The organism is uncultured Lacinutrix sp. (assembly GCF_947500325.1).
GTDB lineage: Bacteria > Bacteroidota > Bacteroidia > Flavobacteriales > Flavobacteriaceae > Lacinutrix.
The window spans coordinates 207,578-229,331 of the sequence record NZ_CANMRQ010000006.1 but is presented as its reverse complement, the minus strand read 5'-3'; the positions used below and the strand labels follow the sequence as shown (position 1 = coordinate 229,331).

Here is a 21,754-nt window from a genome sequence, read left to right as displayed (position 1 = left end):
CACGGTTGAGTAAAATCAGCGTATAAAAGCAAGAGTAATATCCGATTAAAAAGGCTGAGTGCGTTTTAAATCCGTTTAGGGATTAAGTGAAATCAGAAAGGAGCAGAGTATTTTTTTACATTTAATATACACTTTTTTGAGCTCGAGTGAGCACTTGTGCACAACGGTCTAGTGTATGAGTAGTAGCGGATTTCTACTCACTAACTTTTTAGTTTTACACTGACCTTTGTTTTATGTTAATACTTTCGTTTCATCACTTAAACCGCTATTACTTATACACAATGTTGTATGCCGTTATTCTTGTTATATCTGTTCAAAAATTGGGATGTATATCCATTGTTATTTTCTTGCAGTTCTATTGGTGTACCCTCGAACATTAATTCGCCACCATTTTTTCCACCTTCTGGTCCAATGTCTATTATCCAATCTGCATTGTTCATTATGTCTAAACTGTGTTCAATTACAATAACGGAATTTCCTTTATTGACTAATTTTTCTAATAATTCAATGATTTTTGTGATGTCTGATAAATGTAATCCTGTTGTTGGTTCGTCAAGAATATAAATATTTCCTTCTTTATGTAATTCACTTGCTAATTTAACGCGTTGACATTCGCCACCTGATAATGTTGAAAGTGGTTGCCCAAGTTGTAAATAACCTAACCCAACTTCTTGCAGAATGTTTAGTTTTTTCAGAATGTTTTTATCTTTAAAAAAGTCTATGGCTTGATTCATCGTTAATGCCAACACATCAACAATAGATTTTCCATTTAATTGATATTTTAAAACTTCTTTTTCATAGCGATTTCCTTGACATTTTTCGCAAGTTGTCTTTATGGCATCCATAAATGCTAAATCCATAGTAATTTGCCCAAGCCCTTTACAATTTTGACAAGAGCCGTCTTTATTAAAACTGTATAAAGATGCGTCTGTATTAGGATTTGTTTTTGCAAATAACTCTCTTATATCATTAAATACACCAGTATATGTTGCTGGTGTAGACCGAATAGATTTACCCACAGGTTTTTGGTCTATTACAATAGCTTCAGGATGTTTGTTTAAAAATTCTTTATGAATTAAAGAACTTTTACCTGAACCAGCTACTCCAGTTATACAAGTGAGAATATTTTTTGGAATTTTAACCGAGATATTTTTAAGATTATTTGCTGTTGCATTTTTGATTTCAAAACAATCTCTCCATTGTCTAAATTTCTTTTTTACAGGAATTTTGTGCGTTATGTATTTTCCTGTTAAAGTATCAGCACCAATTAATTCATCGAAACTTCCTTGAAAAACAACTTTTCCGCCTTGACTTCCTGCTTTTGGACCCATATCTATAACGTGGTCGGCAATTTTTATTAAATCAGGGTCGTGTTCAACCATTAAAATAGTATTGCCCTGTTTGCATAAATTTCTTAATAATTTACCTACCAAATCTACATCTCTTGGGTGTAAACCTACGCTTGGTTCGTCTAACACATACAACATTTCGGTTAAACTATTACCCAATTGTTTTGCTAATTGCACACGTTGAGCCTCGCCACCCGATAACGTGCCTGTATTTCGAGAGAGGTTAAGATAACCCACTCCAATTTTAATGAGGTTATCTGTTCTTTTTAATAGTTGCTCTAAAACAGTTTCTACTACTTTGCTTTCTATCGTTTTTAAGAAATTATATAAATCGGTAAGTTGAAATTTACCTAAATCGTCTATATTTTTCCCGTTGATTTTACAGTTTAACGCTTCTTGTTTAAGTCTTGCTCCATTGCAAGAGGTGCAAGTGGTTGAAGTAACAAATTGTTTTATTATTTTTTGTCTTCCTTTGGATAAGGTATTGAAATCTTTGTTTAAATATCCTCGTTTAATTTTGGTAATAACTCCATTAAAGTTAGCATCAAAACCTTTATCATTTCCACCTAATGTGAACTTTAATCCGTCTGCATTAAGTAAAATGTCGATTTCTTTTTCAGTATAATCCTTTAAAGGTTTGTCTAAATCGAAGAAACCTGAATTAGCAACTATTTTCCAAGCTAATGAATTTACTTTAAAATCGGGAAAGAGAATTGCTCCTTGTTGCAAGGATTTTTCTTTATCTAAAATGCTATCAATACCTAAATCATTTATAGAGCCAACACCACCACAAGTAGGACACATTCCTTCGGGTGAATTTGGTGAAAAATGATTAGACATTCCAACTTCTGGTTTGCCAATTCGAGAATAAAGTAATTTTAAAAATGATGATATTTCTGAAAGTGTTCCTACATTTGAGCGTGAATTTCCTACAATTCTTTTTTGCTCTAAAAGAATGACAGGCGATAGATTTTCGATAGCATCGTAATCGGCTTGTTCATATTTAGGCAATCGGCTTCTTGCAAACGTACTAAAGGTGTCGTAAAGTTGTCGTTGTGCTTCTGCTGTGATAGTTTCAAATACCAAAGATGATTTTCCAGAACCTGACAAACCTGTAAAAACTACAATTTTGTTTCGAGGAATTTCTAAATCTATATTCTTTAGATTATTCTGTCTTGCTCCTTTAATTTTTATTTTTGACACAGTTTGGTTTTAATGGCATACAACAATTATGTAATAGCAATTGCTATTATATTTCTTATATACTTATAAATCTAATAGATTTTAAACAATTTATCACTACCCAAGTATTTTTTATTTCTATTCTTCTCAATAATTAATGTTAAAAATGTTTAATGGAGATATCGTTAAGGTTAAAGTAGGAGTCCAAGATATAGAAGTGAAAAAGATAGAAGATAATTATTCTGTTTATTGTATTTGATTAAATAAAAGAGGAAATCATATAAAAGAGAGTTTTCCAATTAATTTAATTAGAACTTTTATGTTAAATACAATATAATTTTAAAAAACACATTCCCTTTATTATTTCCTTAAAAATAAAAAAACCCTTGTGAATCTTATGATTACAAGGGTTTTTGCGGAGAAAGAGGGATTCGAACCCCCGGAGGTGTGACCCTCAACAGTTTTCAAGACTGCCGCATTCGACCACTCTGCCATTTCTCCTTGAGTGCCTCATCAAGCTATTTGCCTGAATGCGGCTGCAAATATAGTGTCCTTTTTAGTTCTTTTCAAATAAAAACTGCGATTTTTTTAAAATAATTATCCTAAAATAGGAATAGGTTTCATTTCTGCGTTGACTGCCACGAACTTAAAGAAACCTGTAACAGATAATTCTCTTTTATAACTATACATGTTTTCCATAAAAATATCCACTTTTACAGTACAACTTGTTCTTCCTACTTTATCTATTCTGGCTACTAATTCTACAATTGTACCTTCCGGTATTGGTTTTTCGAAGTCTATTTTATCTGTAGAAATGGTAACTACCTTTTTTCTGCTAAAACGTGTGGCGCAAATAAATGAGGCCTCATCCATCATGAGTAGCGCAGTACCTCCAAAAAGCGTATTGTAATGATTAGTAGTATTGGGGAAAATAGCTTTGAAAATTCTAGTTTCAGAGGTGTTAATTAGTTCTTCTGTAGTTTTCATATTTATAGTAATATCATTTTAATTTATGGTACTTTATAGTCTTATTTGCGAATGTAATTCTATTTTTGCAGAAAGTTATAAAACGATTCAATGAACGTAATAGAAGCCTTACAATGGCGTTATGCCACAAAGCAATTTGATTCTGAGAAATTAATTTCGGAAGAAAAACTAAATATACTTTTAAAAACCTTTAATTTAACAGCAACATCGTATGGCTTGCAGCCTATAAAGTTATTGGTTTTAAAGGATAAAAAACTTCAAAAGAAGTTAGTGAAACATTCTATGGATCAAGAACAAGTTGCGCAAGCTTCTCATGTTTTGGTTTTTTGTATTGAAACAATTATAGATAAAGCCTATATAGAATCTTACTTCCAACGTATTAAGAATATTAGAGATACTCCAGATAGTATTTTAGAGCCATTTAAAAACTTTTTAATAGAAGATTTTAAAAACAAATCTCAAGCAGATATAGCATTATGGGCTACTAAACAAGCGTATTTAGCCATGGGGAACTTATTAACTGTTTGCGCTTTAGAACATATTGATGCCTGCCCAATGGAAGGGTTTTCTCCAGAAGATTATGATGCTGTTTTGAATTTAAAAGAGAAAAACCTAAGCGCTGTTTTAGTAATGCCAATTGGGTACCGTTCTGATAATGATATGTTTGCAGGATTTAAGAAGGTTCGTAAAGACCTAAGTGATAGTGTTATTATGTTATAATACAATAAGTTGGCAAGATTATTGTTATATTATATATTTTTTATATTATTGTAAAGTTATAAGTCTAAAAACAAATGAAAAACATATTCCTACTATTTGCCTTGTGTATTTGTTCACTGGGGTTTTCACAAGAAGAAGACTATTCTAACCTTAATTGGTTAACAGATTTTGAACAAGCTAAAAAAGAATCTGCTAATTCCAAAAAACCTATTTTAATGTATTTTACAGGAAGCGATTGGTGTGGTCCATGTAAATCTTTAAAGAAGGACTTTTTTAATACAGATAAATTTGAAGAAAAATCAAAAAACTTTGTTTTGTTAATGGTAGATATGCCGAGACGTATAGATATTATTACACCAGAACAAAAACAAAAAAATAAAGAATTAGTAAAAATATATAATAAAAGTGGTGGTTATCCTAATATTGTAGCTCTTGATAAAAACTTAAGTGTTATAGGAGAATTATCTGGTTATACCTTTTTAAGAGAAACAGATAGACATTATGCATTTGTAGATTCTGTTTTAGGAAAATATTAAAGGTTTTTATACCTTATTAAAAAGCCTCTTAACTTAGTTTAAGAGGCTTTTTTTATTGATTATTTTCAATTACTTTTGAGTTTAATAAAACTAATAAAAATGCCAGGATTTGAACGCTTTGGAGCGGAAGAAAGAAAAGAATTACAAGACGTTTTAGATAACGGGGTATTAATGCGTTATGGGTTTGATGGTATGCGTAATGGCCATTGGAAAGCAAAAGCTTTAGAAGCACAACTACAAACAACATTGCAAACTAAACATGCCCAATTAGTATCTAGTGGTACTGCTGCGGTTTCTGTTGCTTTAGCTAGTGCGGGAGTTGGAGCAGGAGATGAGGTTATTATGCCAACATTTACCTTTGTAGCTAGCTTTGAAGCAATAATGATGTTAGGCGCTATTCCTGTTTTGGTAGATATAGATGATACATTAGGATTAGATGCTAAAGCAGTTGAAGCTGCTATTACAAAAAAAACGAAGGCAGTAATGGTTGTGCAAATGTGTGGTAGTATGGCAAATATGACGGCATTACAATTAGTTTGTGATACTCATAATTTAATTTTAGTTGAAGATGCTTGTCAAGCAATAGGAGGAACATACCAAGGAAAACCATTAGGAAGCATAGGTGATTTAGGTTGCTTTTCTTTCGATTTTGTTAAGACCGTAACTTGTGGTGAAGGTGGAGCAGTTATTACTAATAATGAAAAATATTATTTAAATGCTGATCATTATAGCGACCATGGGCATGATCATATAGGAAATGATAGAGGAGCAGAAACACATCCTTTTCTAGGTTATAATTTTAGAATTTCAGAATTACATGCAGCTGTTGGTTTGGCTCAAATTAAACGTTTACCAGAGTTTTTAGAGATTCAAAAACAAAACTATACTATAATAAGAACGGCTTTGTCTCAAATTCCAGAAGTAACATTTAGAACAGTACCAGATGGCGGAGAAGAGAGTTATTCTTTTTTAAATTTCTTTTTGCCAGATCTAGAAACGGCTAGGAAAACCATACAGGTATTTAAAGAAAAAGGAGTTGATGTGTGTTGGAATTATTATGATAACAATTGGCATTATGTTCGTAAATGGGAGCATTTAAAAGATGCGAAATCATTATTTCCTTTATCTCAAGAAATGAATGATGCCTTATCAAATATTAAGACTACAGATTTTAGTAATAGTGATCATTATATTGGAAGGAATATTTCATGTTTAATTAAGCTATCTTGGACGGAAGAAGACATTAAGCTAAGAGCAAATAAAATGGTAGAAGCTATTAAATCTTCCTTATAAAATCAATAAAAAAAGGAGTGTTTACATAATTGTAAACACTCCTTTTTTTATGAAAACTAAATATATTTAATAGTTTACATACTCTACAATTTCTAAACCGTAACCTATCATACCTACACGCTTAGTTTGTTGCGAGTTAGATATTAATTTTAGTTTATGAATATTTAAATCGTGTAATATTTGAGCTCCAATTCCAAAATCTTTAGCATCCATATTTATGGCAGGAGCTTTAGATATTTTTCCTTCAATTTGATTGTCTTTTAAAATAGTTAATCGCTTTAATAAGTTTAATGATTGTGCTTGCTGGTTTATAAACAAAATAGCTCCTTTACCTGCTTTACTTACAACACGAAACATATCGTCTAATTTTTCATCGGCATTATTAGTAAGTGTTCCAAGAATATCATTATTTACTAAAGTAGAGTTTACTCTAGTAAGTACATGCTCGTTAGTTGCCCAATCTCCTTTTGTTAATGCTATATGTACTTGATTATTTGTTGTTTGCTGGTAGGCTCTCAATCTAAAACTTCCAAATCTAGTTTCAATATTGAAATCTTCTTTCTTGTCTATCAACGAATCATGATCCATTCTATAGGCTACTAAATCTTCTATAGAAACAAGTTTTAAATCAAACTTTTTTGCAACGTCTATTAATTGTGGTAAACGTGCCATAGAACCATCTTCATTCATGATTTCTACTATTACTCCTGCAGGTTCTAAACCAGCTAATCTAGCAAAATCTATTGCGGCTTCTGTATGCCCAGTTCGTCGTAAAACACCACCTTCTTTAGCTACTAAAGGAAAAATATGTCCTGGTCTTGCCAAATCGAATGGTTTAGTGTCTTTATTTACTAAAGACTTTACTGTTTTTGAGCGGTCACTAGCAGAAATTCCTGTAGTAACGCCTTCGCCTTTTAAATCTACAGAAACTGTAAAAGCTGTTTCCATTGGGTCGGTATTATTACTTACCATCATATGTAGACCTAGATCTTTACATCTGTTTTCTGTTAAAGGAGCGCAAATTAAACCACGACCGTGAGTTGCCATGAAATTTATCATCTCTGGAGTCACTAGTTCAGCAGCAGCTAAAAAATCACCTTCGTTTTCTCTGTCTTCATCATCAACAACTATAATTATTTTACCAGCTTTAATATCATTAATAGCTTCTTGTATAGTGTCTAATTTAAAAGTTTTTTTCGCTTCAGTTTTTGTAATCATATCAATACCTTTAACTAAAGCAAAGATATTGCTAATTTGTGATTATTAAGCTAAATGAGATTTGATTTTTTTATTTCTAAATAGATAAAATATTTGGAGTAAGTTTACCTAATACGCTTACTTTTTATAAAGTAGAAAACTGATACAATAAATGCAATTGGAGCTAATTGTATCGCTGCAGAAGCAAATTGCGGTAATTTATTATTTGCGAACACAAAATGGAGAACTAAGCAAATTATTGCAAATACTAAAGTGCCTATTGCAGCATTAAATAGAGATTTTTTTTCTTTTACATTAGTTGCTTTAGTAAAAGAGTTGTTTTCTTCGATCTCACTGTCTTCATTAACTACAAAATATAAGTAATCGTTAAATTCGGTTTTTAAATATGGTTTTTTAAATTCATGCTCTGTTGTAACTATTGAATGCCTAGGAATTCTATTTTTTAAATCTGTTAAAAAAATATTATAATTATACTGTTCTTCAAACTGAAATAAATAAGTTTTAGAATCTCCTTTTTGTCTATAAATATTAGTACCATTAATATTATGTTCTACCAATAATTCATGTAATGGAATTATAAAATCATTTTCTTCTATGTTTTCAATTGTAAAGATATTTTTAAATTCTTTATCGAAAGAAGTGATTTTATTATTGTTTAATGCTATAGTTTTTGATTCGTCTTTATTTCCAAAGCGTGAATTATACCAATTTTTTATAGGAATAGTAATATGATCAAATTCAAGAATACCACGATCAGCAGTAGCTCGTCTTGTTAAAAAAATACTTAAAGGAAGCATTATTAATGTAGAAAACCATGTTGCTAATACTGGGTTGAAAGAGCCATCTTTAGCACTGTTTTTTGCAAAAATACCTATAAAATGATATGTTAAAAAAAGAACAATTGCTATAACCATAGGTAGACCTAAACCTCCTTTTCTTATTAATGCACCTAGTGGCGCACCAACAAAAAAGAGAATAACGCAGGCAAATGCTAAAGCAAATTTTTCATGCAATGCTATAATATGTTTATTTAACCAAATACTTTTAGTTTTAATTGAGTTTCCATTAGTCTCTATTATCTTAGAAGTTCGAGAAACCGCATTTATGGCATAATCTAATAGCTGTATTTTTCTTTTAGGTAATATAAATAAGTCTATTATTTCACCATTAAAAATAGTATCCTTTTTTGTATCTACATTTAAATTTATTGTACTAAGATTTGTGCGATCGTATAACCTATTAGAAAACATAGAATATTTTTCTTGACGGCCTAAATGCAATGAGTCTGTAGTGTAGTTTAATTGAGAAATACTAAGCATAGAGTATTTGTTATCTGTACTTTTCTCATCTAAGTCAATTTCATTAAGTTTGGATAAATCTATATTTATAGTATATTTTTTAAATGTACTTTTTGCAAAGGGCTTTCTTAAGCGTTCTTTATATTCATTTGGAGGTGTATCGTCATAGTAATAGCCATTGTGTAAAACAAGTTTTAAAACATCAGATTTTTTTGCACTTACCAATTCTCCAGTTTCTGCAATGATAGTAGTATAATTACCTGGCTTAGATTTTTGACCTTTATGGATAATAACATTTTCTAAAAACTGACCACGTTCTCCAGTTTTATTAGATACTTTAATATTGAAATTATCACCAATTTGATTAAACTGTCCTTCAGCTATAGCCATAGCAGGTTTTACTTTTGCTATGTTTTTTCTTAAATTATAACTATTATATTCTGCCCAAGGAATAACATTATTACTAAAAAAAAAGGTAGTAATACCTAAGGCTATGATAAAAATGCTTAAACCAGACATGGCACGTTGTAATGAAATACCAGTAGATTTCATTGCTGCGAATTCATAATTCTCAGCAAAATTACCAAATACCATTATTGAAGATAATAATATAGTAAGCGGTAAAATTAGAGGAATAAGAGTTGGTGTAATATAAAATAGAAACTTTACAATAGTTGTAGGGTCTAAATCTTTACCAGCTAACTCTTTTATATAAAGCCAAATAGCCTGTAATACAAAAATCAGCATGAGAATTACAAACACGCTGATAAAAGTTTTTAGATAAGAACTTAATATGTATCTATCCAGTATTTTCACTAATTGACCTAATCTAATTTATTGATGTAGTAATCTTTGTACTTACTTTGGTCAAAGGTAAACAAGGTTTTTGATATAGGTTCATTTGTTTTAAAAGAATTAACAGTCAAAGTCGTTTTTGTATCATTTTCACCTATTTCTATTAAATTATAAATATGTTTCGTCTGCGCATCTATACCTAAAAGAATATACTTTATAGTTGCTTTAGAATCTATAGGAGTTAACTTTACATATTGAATTTTTCTGCCACGTACATTTTGTATAATATCCATTTTATAAGAAAAACCATCTTCGTAGAAGGATAACATTTTACTTGGTGTAATAGTGCCTTCTTCATCATTATTTTCTGATGAAACAGTTACCTCTTCATCTTCAGGGCTTATTGTATGTAGTTTTTTACCGTCAAAAAGTCTTGTAATGCCAAGAATATTTAATTTGTATTTGTCACCTTGCATAGTAACATCTCCATGAGTTTCCTGTTTTATATTTTCTGAAACATTTTCTAAAACATATTTAAATTTGATAGCAATGTTATCGTAGCCTTTTACTTTTTCTGAAACTTCATTTAAGAGTGCTTTTGCTTTAGTATCATTTTGAGCAAAAGTTGTTGAACATGTAATTAATAGTAGGATAAATAATTTTTTCATTATATTTTTTTTAAATTTTTTGTACTTCTATTTTAATAGAAACCTAGCTTTATTGACCTTCGTTTGCTAATAATTGATCAAGAGCAACTAAATCAGGAACTAATACTTGTCTAGCTTTACTACCTTCAAAACCACCAACAATACCAGCTGCTTCTAATTGATCTATTAAACGACCAGCACGATTGTAGCCTAGTTTTAATTTTCGTTGCAATAAAGATGCCGAACCTTGTTGCGCCGTTACAATAATTTCTGCAGCTTCTCTAAATAGTTTGTCTCTATCTGCTATGTCTATATCAATACTCGTGCCACCTTCTTCTCCTACATATTCTGGAAGTAAGTAAGCATCAGGATAAGCTTTTTGAGCTCCAATAAAATCAACTATTTTTTCTACCTCAGGCGTGTCTACAAAGGCACATTGTATCCGAATCATATCGTTACCTTGGGTATATAACATATCACCACGACCTATAAGTTGATCTGCTCCTCCAGCATCTAAAATAGTACGAGAATCTATTTTACTAGATACTCTAAAAGCTATACGAGCAGGGAAATTTGCTTTAATAATACCTGTAATAACATTAACAGATGGTCGTTGTGTAGCTATAATTAAGTGAATACCAATTGCACGTGCTAATTGAGCTAAACGGGCAACAGGAGTTTCTACTTCTTTACCAGCTGTCATAATTAAATCTGCAAACTCATCAACCACTAATACTATATATGGTAAAAAGGCATGACCATCATTTGGGTTTAATTTACGGTCTTTAAATTTTTTATTATACTCTACAATGTTACGACATAATGCATTTTTAAGCATCTCGTAACGGTTATCCATTTCAATACATAATGAATTAAGTGTATTAATTACTTTAGTATTATCTGTAATAATGGCTTCAGCTTCATCTGGTAATTTAGCTAGGTAATGACGTTCAATTTTATTAAATAATGTTAGCTCTACCTTTTTAGGATCTACCAATACAAATTTAACTTCTGCAGGATGCTTTTTATATAATAGAGACGTTAAAACAGCATTCAATCCTACCGATTTTCCTTGCCCTGTTGCCCCAGCCATTAATAAGTGAGGCATTTTTGCTAAATCGATAACTAAAGTTTCATTACTTATTGTTTTACCAATAGCTATTGGTAAGTGCATTTCGGTTTTTTGAAATTTTTGTGAAGCGATAACAGATCGCATAGAAACTATAGTAGAATTTTTATTTGGAACTTCTATACCAATAGTACCTTTACCTGGAATTGGAGCAATAATTCTAATACCTAATGCAGATAATGATAAGGCAATATCATCTTCTAGATTTTTAATTTTAGAAATACGTACACCTGCTTCTGGTACAATTTCATATAATGTAACAGTTGGACCAATAGTAGCTTTAATACTAGCAATTCCAATTTTGTAGTTGTTTAAAGTTTCTACAATTCTATTTTTATTTTCTTCAAGTTCTTCTTGATTTATTGTAACGCCTTCATTATTATATTTTTTTAATAAATCTAAAGGAGGGAATTGGTAATTACCTAATTCTAATGTAGGATCAAATTGACCAAAATCTGCTACTAATTTATCAGACAGGTTATCTGTTTCAGACTTCTCTTCAATTACTCTTTCTACTTCAATCTCTACTTCAGGTTCTTCTTTTGGTATTTCAATTTCCATTTTCGAAGTTTCTACTATAGGCTTTTCTTTTTCAGGGATTTTTACATCTAAATCAGACGTTGTTTTTAACTTAGAATGATTAGAAATAGTAGGTTGTAAATCTTCTGTTTTAATTTCAAAGGCCGATTTTATTGCTTCTGCTTCTTCTGTTAAGGCATTATCAATAGGTACAATAGTTTCTTTTGAAGCCTCTTCAAATTCAGATTTGATATCTTTTTTTGCGTTTTTAAATAATGCGCCAATACTTTCAGGTGTATATTTAAAACGTGTTGCTAAATAGGTTATAAAAACAAAAATTAGTAGTAATACAACTCCTATTTTACCAATAAAGTCTTGAAGGAAATTATTAATTTCAAACCCAATAGTTCCACTTAATATTCCATTTTCTGGGGAAATAAACCCTAATAAAACTGAAACCCATATAACTACCAAAGTTCCCCAAAACCAATGTTGGCGAAGTTTTCCTTTTTTTAAATCTAAAAGAATATATATTCCAGTTAAGAATATTAATCCCGAAAAAATAAAAGAAGCTATACCAAAACCACGTTGAATAAAAAAATCACTTAGCCAAGCGCCAGATTGACTTGCCCAGTTTTTAGTATCTATAGACCTTGAAGGAAATTCTCCAATTATACTTTGATCTGCTTTACCTGTAAATAGAAAAGAAAGAAAAGCAATGAAAATTAAGATGCCTAAAAGCACCAATAGACTTCCAAATATTAACTTTTGTTGACTTGATAGTTTTAAGTTTGGTTTTTTAAAACTTCGTTTTTTTTTAGTCTTTTTTGGTTTAGATTTCGGTTTTGCTTTCGCCATTATGCGTTTTTAGAGTGAAACAAAAATACAAATAACTAACGGTTTTCCTAATTAGTAATTGTGTTTAAAAGTGTTTCAGAAAATTTTTGGGACGTAGATAATGCATCCTATTGCTACTGCAGCAATTGCAACAATAAATACAGCACCAGCTGCCAAATCTTTAATCAAACCAATTTTTGGATGACGATCTGGATGAATAAAATCTGCAATCTCTTCAATAGCAGTATTTACTCCTTCTATAGCCATAATTAGTGCTATTACTAATATTTGAATACACCATTCTGTTGCAGAAAGGTTATAATATAATCCTGCAATGGTCATTATAATACCAATGACAAACTGAATTTTTAAACTGGCTTCAGTAGTAATTAAAAGGTAGGCGCCTTTAAAGGCATAGCCTACACTTTTAATTCTATTTACTATAAAAGAGTCTTTTTTTTTATTCATTTAAGAAAGTGATTCCAAAGATGCTTTGTAATTTGGTTCATCAACAATTTCTGGAACTTGCTCGGTATATTTTACTATTCCATTTTCGTCAAGAACTACTACACAACGCGAATGTAATGTTTCTAATGGACCATTTGTAAAATCTAAGCCATAAGCTTTTCCAAAGCTACCATCTTTAAAATCTGAAAGGTTTTCAACATTTTCAAGACCTTCAGCACCACAAAAACGAGCCTGAGCAAAAGGCAAATCTCTAGAAATACATAAAACTTTAGTGTTTTCCATTGTTGAAGCTTCTTTATTATACTCTCTCACAGATTTAGCACAAGTACCTGTATCTATACTTGGAAATATATTTAAAACAACTCTACTTCCTTTATAGTCTTCTAATGATTTTGAAGCTAAATCTGTAGTTGTTAAAGTGAAATTTGGAGCTTTTTCTCCTATTTTTGGTAACGTTCCTGAAGTTTCTACTGGATTACCACCTAATGTAATTGATGCCATTTGTTATAAGTTTTAATTGAAATCTAAAAATAGACATTCTACTTAAATTATTAACTTAAGAAACTAATAATTTTATTATAGTAAAATAAGTAATATTTATGATTTTATTTGTTTTTTATAATTAAAAACTATTGCAAAATAAGGACAATCAATTTTTAGAATGTTGAATGAAACCTATAATTGACTAATTTTAGGAACGTTAAAATTAAAAACTAAAAATCAATTAAAAATATGGAACATAACAATAATGGAGATATTAGTAAATGCCCATTCTTTAACGGTACACAAAAAGAAGCCGCAGGTAGTGGTACAAGTAATCGCGACTGGTGGCCTAATGAATTAAAATTAAATATTCTTAGACAAAATGCTTTAAAGAATAATCCAATGGGTGATGACTTTAATTATGCAGAGGCCTTTAAAAGTGTTGATTTTTCTACTTTAAAACAAGAAGTCATTGATTTAATGACAGATTCACAAGATTGGTGGCCAGCAGACTATGGTCATTATGGAGGCTTTATGATTCGTATGGCATGGCATAGTGCAGGGACATATAGAGTAGGAGATGGTCGTGGAGGAGCTGGATCTGGAACACATCGTTTTGCGCCTTTAAATAGTTGGCCAGATAATGGTAATCTTGATAAAGCGCGCTTGTTATTATGGCCAGTTAAAAAGAAATATGGAAATAAAATTTCTTGGGCAGATTTAATGATTCTTGCAGGAAACTGTGCTTTAGAATCTATGGGATTTAAAACATTTGGTTTTGCTGGCGGAAGAGAAGATGTATGGGAACCAGAACAAGACGTGTATTGGGGTAGTGAAACAGGATGGTTAGACAATGATAACCGTTATGATACTAGCGATGGTGACTTGGAAGGTCATTTAGGAGCTGTGCATATGGGACTTATTTATGTAAATCCAGAAGGACCTAATGGTGACCCTGACCCTTTAAAATCTGCGCATGATATTAGAATTACTTTTGGTCGTATGGCAATGAATGATGAAGAGACAGTTGCTTTAGTAGCTGGTGGTCATACCTTTGGTAAAGCACATGGTGCAGCAGATCCAGATAAATATGTAGGTGTAGAACCACATGGGGCTTCTATTGAGCAAATGAGTACCGGTTGGAAAAATACATTTGGAACTGGTGTTTTAGATGATACAATTACTAGTGGATTAGAAGGTGCGTGGACTCCAAACCCAACGCGATGGGATGATGAATATTTTGATGTGTTATTAAATTACGATTGGGAATTAACTAAGAGTCCTGCTGGAGCTCATCAATGGACACCAACAAAGGCATCTAATGCGCGTATGGCTCCAAAAGCAGGTGATGCTAATGGTAAGCAAGCTTTAATGATGTCTACTGCAGATATGGCTTTAAAAATGGATCCAGATTTTTTAAAGATTTCTAAACGTTTTCATGAAGATCATGCAGCATTTGAAGATGCTTTTGCTCGCGCTTGGTTTAAATTAACACATAGAGATATGGGACCAATAGATCGTTATTTAGGTCCTGAAGTGCCTAGTGAAACATTAATTTGGCAAGATCCAATTCCAAAAGTAGAATACACATTAAGTGATGGAGATATTGAATCTTTAAAGAAAATGATTTTAGCTTCTGGTTTAACTGTGTCTGAGTTAGTAAAAACAGCTTGGGCTTCTGCTTCTACATATAGAGGTTCAGATATGAGAGGTGGTGCTAATGGAGGACGTATTCGTTTAGAACCCCAACGTAGTTGGGAAGTAAACAATCCTGTAGAATTAAATAAAGTCTTAACCGTTTTTGAAGGTATTAGAAAAGAGTTTAGCGGAACAATCTCTATGGCAGATTTAATTGTACTTGCTGGTAATACAGGTGTTGAAACTGCAGCTAAAAATGCAGGATATAATGTAAATGTATCATTTAGTCAGGGTAGAGGTGATGCGTCTCAAGAGCAAACAGATTTAGAATCGTTTGGCTATTTAGAACCATTAGCAGATGGGTTTAGAAATTATATAAATGCTAAATTAAATGTTGCGGCAGAAGATTTATTAGTAGATCGTGCAAACTTACTTACTTTATCTATACCAGAAATGACCGCTCTTGTTGGTGGCTTAAGAGTTATTGGTGCCAATTACGATGGATCTAAACACGGTGTTTTTACTGAAAATGTAGGACATCTAACTAACGACTTTTTTACTAATATTCTTGATTTTTCATTAACGTGGGAAGCTGCTTCTATAGATGAGAAAGAATTTATAGGCAGAGATAGAAGAACTGGAGCAATGCAGTTTTCTGGAACTAGAGCCGATTTAATTTTTGGTTCTAATACAGAATTAAGAGCAGTTGCTGAAGTCTATGGAGCTAATGATGGAGAAGAACGATTTGTTAAAGATTTTGTAGCAGCTTGGGTAAAAGTAATGAACTTAGATCGTTTCGATTTAAGGTAAATTATAACGAGATATAAATAAAAAAGCCACTTCAATTTGAAGTGGCTTTTTTTATGTAAAAAACGAATATGTTTTTAGTTCACGTGCGCAGATAAATATTCGGCAACACCTTCTCTATTAGCTCTCATTGCAGCTTCTCCTTCTTTCCAGTTTGCAGGACAAACTTCTCCATTTTGTTGTACGTGAGTATAAGCATCAACTAAACGAATAAATTCAGAAACGTTTCTTCCTAAAGGCATGTGGTTAATACTTTCATGGAAAATAGTACCTTCTTCATCAATTAAATAAGTTGCTCTATAAGTTACATTGTCTCCTTCAACAGTAACAACACCAGTTTCTTCATTGTACTGCTCGTTAGTAATGTCTAATATACCTAGTGTAGAAGCTAAGTTACGGTTACTATCTGCAATTAATGGATATGTTACACCTTGAATACCACCATTATCTTTAGCAGTATTTAACCATGCAAAATGTACTTCTGGAGTATCACATGAAGCACCTATAACAATAGTATTACGTTTTTCAAATTCAGCTACAGCAGCTTGAAAAGCATATAATTCTGTTGGGCAAACAAAAGTAAAGTCTTTTGGGTACCAGAATAAAATTACTTTTTTGTTATTCTTTTTTGCTTCTTCTAAAACATTGATTTTTCTGTTTTGACCTAAGCTATCGATTGCGTCTACAGTAAGATCTGGAAATTGTTTTCCTACTAATGCCATGTATTTAAATTTAATAAATTAATAATTCAATTTTCAAGGCGCAAATATACTATGTAATAGCGATTTTTGCACATTAAAAAAACGTAAATCTTTATTGTAGTATAGATTTAAATAATATGGACTGAAAATGAGTTAGTTACTTCTTATTTAGAAGTGATTTGTCTTATTTTAAAGTTTAAAGCAGCAAATAAAAGTGTTGTGAATGGGCTTAACCAATTGAAAAAGGCATACATAAAATATTCTCCAACACCAACACCTAGAACGCCAGATTGGTAGGCACCACAAGTATTCCATGGAATTAATACAGAAGTTACTGTTCCTGAATCTTCTAATGTACGACTCAAGTTTTCAGGCGCAAGACCTTTATCTTCATATGCTTTTTTAAACATCTTCCCAGGTATAACTAAGGCTAAATACTGGTCGCTTGCAATAGCATTTAAACCTAAACAACTTAATACTGTACTGGCAAATAAACCAAAAACTGTTGTAGCTACAGAAAGTAATGCTTTTGTAATTCTAGATAATGCTCCAATAGCATCCATAATACCTCCAAATACCATAGCACAACAAATAAGATATATTGTCCAAAGCATACCTTTCATACCGCCTGAACTAAATAAATCATTTAATTTTTCATTATCAGTAGTTATGTTAGTATCTGTTAATACTGCATTTGTAATAGATCCAAATTTAGAGCTAGATAAACTTCCTAAAATGTCTGGTTGAAAAATAAAAGCAAAAATAGCAGCTAATACAACGCCACAACCTAAAGCAATAAGAGGTTTTGTTTTTAATAATATTAAAGCAACTACCACTAACGGCACTGCAAATAGCCATGGTGTGATATTGAAAGTAGAATCTATTGTTGCCAATAAACCGCTAATATCAGCGCTACCTGTAGTATCTATAGTTGTACTTAAAATAGCAAAAATGATAAGTGTAACAATAATTGTTGGTACTGTTGTTATTGTCATGTATCTAATATGTGTAAACAAATCTGTTCCAGCCATAGCAGGAGCAAGGTTTGTTGTATCACTTAACGGAGACATTTTATCTCCAAAATAAGCGCCAGAAATAACAGCTCCAGCTATCATTCCTGTGGGAATTCCTAAAGCGCTTCCAATACCTATTAAGGCAATACCTACCGTAGCAGACGTGGTCCAAGAACTACCAGTAGCAATAGAAATGATTGCGGCTATTATAACAGAAGCGGGTAAGAATATAGAGGGATTTAATACTTGTAAACCGTAATAAACCATAGCTGGTATAATACCACTTACTAGCCAAGTTCCAGCCAATGCTCCAACTAGAAATAATATCATTAAAGGAACAAAAACACTCTTTAGATTTTCCCACACTTCTTTAACCATAACCATAAAAGGAACCTTATTCATAAAACCTCCAATCATAGCCACAAAACCTCCCATTAATAAGATAATTTGATTGGTATAACCACCAAACCATTCTTGATCTTCAACAAAAAAGATATTATAAGCTAACAATCCCATTAAAATCACAACCGGAATTAAAGCTTCGTATAAGTTTAATTCTTTATTGTCAATTATTTTCTGGTCTTTGATATCTATTTCCGAAAGATTATCGTCTTGCATAGTTGTTATTTTTTAAGAGATGTAATGTTACGATTTTGTAAGATGTTATGCAAATTCATTTCGTTACTGTAAATTAGCCTTTTATATGGATTCATTAACTCAAATTGTACTTGGAGCTGCTTGTGGAGAAGCTGTTTTAGGAAAGAAAATAGGAAATAAAGCCTTGCTTTTTGGAACTATTGGTGGTACTATTCCAGATTTAGATGTTTTTTTAGGTGCATTATTATATAACAATGAAATAGATGCTATGTTGTTTCATCGCGGATTCATGCATTCTATTTTATTTTCTATTATTGGAACTTTTCTTTTTGGTTTCCTAGCGTATAAATTATATAATACTGGGAAGAGGTTTAATACAACAGCTCTTATAGATTGGATTCAGTTGTTTTTTTGGTCATTGCTAACACATCCTATTTTAGATTGCTTTACGCCATATGGAACGCAATTGTTTGCACCATTTTCTAACTATCGCGTAGCCTTTAATAACATAGCAGTTGCCGATCCAATGTATACAGCTCCTTTTCTAATTTGCATGCTTGTTTTAATGTTTTTTAAAAGAGCTTCAAAAAGAAGAAAGCAATGGTTAAACTATGGCATTGTAATAAGTTCTATGTATATGGTATTTACTATAGGTAATAAGCTATACATAGATTATGTGTTTAAAAAATCTTTAGCCGAAAAGAATATTGAGTACTCTCGTTTTAGTTCTCAACCTTCAATATTAAATAATGTGTTATGGTATGGTATAGCAGAAACAGAAACGTCTTATCAAGTTGCTTTTTATTCTTTATTTGATAATTCTAATCGTTTTTCAGATTGGCAAGAACTACCAAAAACACGAGCAATTACTAAAGCGCAGAATAAAGATATTGAAGATTTGGCATGGTTTAGTAATGATTATTTTAGTGTTGATAAAATATCTAAAAATACTTATTTATATAAGGATTTACGTTATCCATTGGTAAAAACAAAAAACGGGTATAAATCTATTTTTGGTTTAGCTCTCTTTAAGAATGATGATAGATTAGACATGAAACCTTTTGAACCAGAAGTTGGCGAAATGGATGAAGCTATGTCAAACCTATGGAAGCGAATGAAAGGAATTTAAAATTAAGAATATAGTACTATGACAAGAAAATGTTTAATATTATTTTTACTCATATCAAATTGGATTTATTCACAAAATGGATTTGAAAATTGGGATAAAAACTATAAATATGAAAGTGCAGCAAAAATTATTCAATCGGAAATTGACTACGCTAAAGAGGTAGAAAAAGATAGTAGTAAAGGACATTATTATGTAGCAATGGAAAAGTTTAGGTTTATAGCAGAGTTTACAGGTAATGAAAGGGAGATTGACTCTAAAGTTCTTAATTCAATGAAAAGAGTTTTTAAGATAAAAAATGGGAAGTTCAGAAGTTTTGAATGGTTTGGTTTCTAAAGAACTTGAATTTAATATTGGGAAATCTAAAATATGGATGCCTATTCAAAATCAACTTATAGATGATTTTAAAACCGAATTGAAAGATAAAAAAAAGGTGCTTTTATACACCTTGTTTACTAATGAACACGAATTTAAAGGAGGAATTATTAATGCTTTTTTGATTTCGGAGTTCACAACTGAATGGAAATAAGTCTTTCGTATATTTTTATTTTAAAGCATTATCTTTTAATTCTCCTACCATTTTAACTTCGTTTCTTATAGTATTAAAATTTGGAGAATGTTTTGTTACTCGGTTCATTAATGTATTATATTGTTCTTGAGTACCATTTCCTTTTACATGAAAAATAAATTTTAGTTCAGGAAAACCAGCGTCACTATTTGTATTTAATCCTAAAAAGCCTTGTAGGTCTAATTCGCCATCAATTTCTAATTTTAATTGGTCTATTTCAATAGCCATTGCAGTTGCTCCTGCCATAAATGTTACTGCCATGCAACCTGCTAATCCTCCAAGCATATATTCTGCAGGGTTTGGTGCACAGTTTACACCTAATAATTGAGTAGGTTCATCAATTGTGAAATTAAAATCTCTAATTAATTTATGTTCACCTAGAATCATGTTTTTTGTCGAAACTGTAGTTTTTGTTCCGCTTTCCCAGTTTAATTCAACACCATAAGATGCTTTTCCTTGAATATTATTTTCTTTTACTTCATTTGTGTATTCGCTTAACCCAGCAATATTAATATTGTTTAGCATAGTAATTAAGATTTAAATGTTTTTGAAATAGCTTGATTAAAATCTGAAATGATATCATTAATATCTTCAACTCCTACAGATAATCTAATGAGTCCATCATTGATTCCAATAGCTTTTTGTTGTTCTTTTGTTAATGAAGCTTGCGAAGTATTATATGGCAATGATATTAAACTCTCAACACCTCCAAGACTTGTAGCTTCTTTTGGTAGTTTTAAGAAGCTTAGTAATTGATGGGCTTTTGTATCGCCACCTTCAATTTCAAAACTAATCATTCCAGAGTTTTTTCCTTTTAGTTGAGATTTAGCTAGACTATGTTGTTCATGCGAGGCTAAACCTGGATAGTATACTTTTTTAATTTTAGTATGAGCTTCTAAATAAGTTGCTAGCTCCATAGCATTTGCATTATGAGTTTTCATACGTAATGCAAATGTTTTTAAACTGCGTTCTAATAGAAAACAAGCATGAGGATCCATAGAACCTCCATTTTTAAGCATTTGCGGCCAAATACGATCTACAAGTTTTCGAGAACCAGAAACTGTGCCTCCAATTAAATCTGAATGGCCATTTAAGTATTTTGTAGCAGAATTTACAACTAAGTCTACTCCTAAATCTAGTAGTTTTACATTATAAGGTGTTAAAAAAGTGTTGTCTATAATAACACGTAAGTTGTATTTTTTTCCTAATGCGACTAACGCTTTAATTGGAGTGATTTTAAGTAACGGATTTGTTAGCGCTTCAAAATATAAGATTTTAGTATCCTCTTGTATTGCAGATTCGATCTCTTTAATGTTTGTAGGAGATGTAAATGTTACAGACATGCCATAGCGGTCTAAATCTTCATATAAAAAATTATATGTTCCTCCATAAATATCTCTAGAGGAGACAATATGACTTCCTTTATCTAGCATAGCAAGAAGTGTTGAAGAAATGGCAGCCATTCCAGAGGTAAAGACAATAGAACTTTCAGCATTTTCAAGAGCAGATAGTTTTTCTTGAACACTCCATTGTGATGGATTACCATAACGCGTGTAAATCATTTCATCTCTTCCTCGTCCTTCTTCAATTGCCTGGTATGAGGTTTCTTTTAAATAGAATGTAGAGCATTGAAATATTGGTGTGCCTAAAGCGCCAGTGTTTGGATCATCATATTGGCCAGCGTGAACAGATTTGGTTGCATCTGAAAATTCTGTATAGCGGTGTTTATTTAAAGCAGGACCTTCTTCTCGTTTTCGCTTTAAGTCATTAAACCAGATACTTCCATCTTCTCTTTTATGTTCTATATTTTGATAACTTTTTTTCATAAAGAACCTTTATTAAA

The 21,754-nt window shown here is 31.4% G+C and carries 19 protein-coding genes and 1 tRNA gene; 7 read left to right on the top strand and 13 right to left on the bottom strand.

The window, feature by feature from the left end; all coding sequences use genetic code 11:
- Positions 1-272: 272 nt before the first annotated feature.
- The 3 genes from Q0997_RS10210 to Q0997_RS10200 all read right to left on the bottom strand — a co-directional run bounded on the left by Q0997_RS10210 (position 273) and on the right by Q0997_RS10200 (position 3,518).
- Positions 273-2,552: an excinuclease ABC subunit UvrA gene (locus Q0997_RS10210; protein ID WP_299888356.1), complete on the bottom strand. Its 2,280-nt coding sequence runs from the start codon at positions 2,550-2,552 to the stop codon at positions 273-275.
- Positions 2,553-2,947: 395 nt separating this feature from the next.
- A tRNA-Ser gene (locus Q0997_RS10205) sits at positions 2,948-3,032 on the bottom strand.
- Positions 3,033-3,128: 96 nt separating this feature from the next.
- Positions 3,129-3,518: an acyl-CoA thioesterase gene (locus tag Q0997_RS10200; RefSeq protein WP_299888353.1), complete on the bottom strand. Its 390-nt coding sequence runs from the start codon at positions 3,516-3,518 to the stop codon at positions 3,129-3,131.
- 90 nt (positions 3,519-3,608) lie between these two features.
- Here Q0997_RS10200 and Q0997_RS10195 point away from each other — a divergent pair, with 90 nt between their 5' ends.
- From Q0997_RS10195 to Q0997_RS10185, 3 genes are all read left to right on the top strand, one after another.
- Complete coding sequence (locus tag Q0997_RS10195; protein ID WP_299888351.1) at positions 3,609-4,238, top strand: nitroreductase family protein; 630 nt, start codon at positions 3,609-3,611, stop codon at positions 4,236-4,238.
- Between the two features lie 74 nt (positions 4,239-4,312).
- Entirely contained in the window at positions 4,313-4,774 is a 462-nt protein-coding gene (locus Q0997_RS10190) for a thioredoxin family protein (RefSeq protein ID WP_299888348.1), read from the top strand.
- Positions 4,775-4,873: 99 nt separating this feature from the next.
- A complete protein-coding gene (locus Q0997_RS10185; protein WP_299888345.1) occupies positions 4,874-6,067 on the top strand; it encodes a DegT/DnrJ/EryC1/StrS aminotransferase family protein in 1,194 nt (397 codons plus the stop codon).
- Positions 6,068-6,133: 66 nt separating this feature from the next.
- Here the strand turns inward: Q0997_RS10185 and ribB are convergent, their stop codons facing one another.
- From ribB to tpx, 6 genes are all read right to left on the bottom strand, one after another.
- Positions 6,134-7,285 (bottom strand): 3,4-dihydroxy-2-butanone-4-phosphate synthase, encoded by a 1,152-nt coding sequence (ribB, locus tag Q0997_RS10180; RefSeq protein ID WP_299888342.1) that lies wholly within the window; start codon positions 7,283-7,285, stop codon positions 6,134-6,136.
- A gap of 104 nt (positions 7,286-7,389) precedes the next feature.
- A complete protein-coding gene (locus Q0997_RS10175) occupies positions 7,390-9,399 on the bottom strand; it encodes an LptF/LptG family permease (protein WP_299888339.1) in 2,010 nt (669 codons plus the stop codon).
- 8 nt (positions 9,400-9,407) lie between these two features.
- Positions 9,408-10,046, bottom strand: a complete 639-nt coding sequence (locus Q0997_RS10170) for an outer membrane lipoprotein carrier protein LolA (RefSeq protein WP_299888336.1) — start codon at positions 10,044-10,046, stop codon at positions 9,408-9,410.
- Between the two features lie 49 nt (positions 10,047-10,095).
- Positions 10,096-12,531 carry a DNA translocase FtsK gene (locus Q0997_RS10165; RefSeq protein WP_299888333.1) on the bottom strand — a complete coding sequence of 812 codons (2,436 nt, stop codon included), beginning with the start codon at positions 12,529-12,531 and terminating at the stop codon, positions 10,096-10,098.
- Positions 12,532-12,606: 75 nt separating this feature from the next.
- Positions 12,607-12,978: a diacylglycerol kinase gene (locus Q0997_RS10160; protein ID WP_299888330.1), complete on the bottom strand. Its 372-nt coding sequence runs from the start codon at positions 12,976-12,978 to the stop codon at positions 12,607-12,609.
- Entirely contained in the window at positions 12,979-13,479 is a 501-nt protein-coding gene (tpx, locus tag Q0997_RS10155; RefSeq protein WP_299888327.1) for a thiol peroxidase, read from the bottom strand.
- 231 nt (positions 13,480-13,710) lie between these two features.
- Here tpx and katG point away from each other — a divergent pair, with 231 nt between their 5' ends.
- Entirely contained in the window at positions 13,711-15,909 is a 2,199-nt protein-coding gene (gene katG, locus Q0997_RS10150) for a catalase/peroxidase HPI (protein ID WP_299888324.1), read from the top strand.
- Positions 15,910-15,983: 74 nt separating this feature from the next.
- Here the strand turns inward: katG and Q0997_RS10145 are convergent, their stop codons facing one another.
- Both Q0997_RS10145 and Q0997_RS10140 read right to left on the bottom strand, forming a co-directional pair.
- Complete coding sequence (locus Q0997_RS10145; RefSeq protein WP_299888321.1) at positions 15,984-16,628, bottom strand: peroxiredoxin; 645 nt, start codon at positions 16,626-16,628, stop codon at positions 15,984-15,986.
- 143 nt (positions 16,629-16,771) lie between these two features.
- Entirely contained in the window at positions 16,772-18,238 is a 1,467-nt protein-coding gene (locus Q0997_RS10140) for a Na+/H+ antiporter NhaC family protein (RefSeq protein ID WP_299888318.1), read from the bottom strand.
- Between the two features lie 85 nt (positions 18,239-18,323).
- On the opposite strand from Q0997_RS10140, the gene Q0997_RS10135 reads away from it, so the two are divergent.
- The 3 genes from Q0997_RS10135 to Q0997_RS10125 are packed head-to-tail and all read left to right on the top strand — an operon-like array spanning position 18,324 to position 19,872.
- Positions 18,324-19,346 carry a metal-dependent hydrolase gene (locus Q0997_RS10135; protein WP_299888315.1) on the top strand — a complete coding sequence of 341 codons (1,023 nt, stop codon included), beginning with the start codon at positions 18,324-18,326 and terminating at the stop codon, positions 19,344-19,346.
- A gap of 18 nt (positions 19,347-19,364) precedes the next feature.
- A complete protein-coding gene (locus tag Q0997_RS10130) occupies positions 19,365-19,679 on the top strand; it encodes a hypothetical protein (protein ID WP_299888312.1) in 315 nt (104 codons plus the stop codon).
- Positions 19,642-19,872 carry a hypothetical protein gene (locus tag Q0997_RS10125; RefSeq protein WP_299888309.1) on the top strand — a complete coding sequence of 77 codons (231 nt, stop codon included), beginning with the start codon at positions 19,642-19,644 and terminating at the stop codon, positions 19,870-19,872. The genes Q0997_RS10130 and Q0997_RS10125 overlap by 38 nt, the downstream gene beginning before the upstream one ends.
- 15 nt (positions 19,873-19,887) lie before the next feature.
- On the opposite strand, the gene Q0997_RS10120 is transcribed toward Q0997_RS10125, so the two are convergent.
- Both Q0997_RS10120 and Q0997_RS10115 read right to left on the bottom strand, forming a co-directional pair.
- The gene (locus Q0997_RS10120; RefSeq protein WP_299888306.1) at positions 19,888-20,436 is read right to left on the bottom strand and encodes an OsmC family protein; all 549 of its coding nucleotides are present in this window, start codon (positions 20,434-20,436) and stop codon (positions 19,888-19,890) included.
- A gap of 5 nt (positions 20,437-20,441) precedes the next feature.
- A complete protein-coding gene (locus tag Q0997_RS10115; protein WP_299888303.1) occupies positions 20,442-21,737 on the bottom strand; it encodes an aminotransferase class I/II-fold pyridoxal phosphate-dependent enzyme in 1,296 nt (431 codons plus the stop codon).
- Positions 21,738-21,754 lie beyond the last annotated feature (17 nt).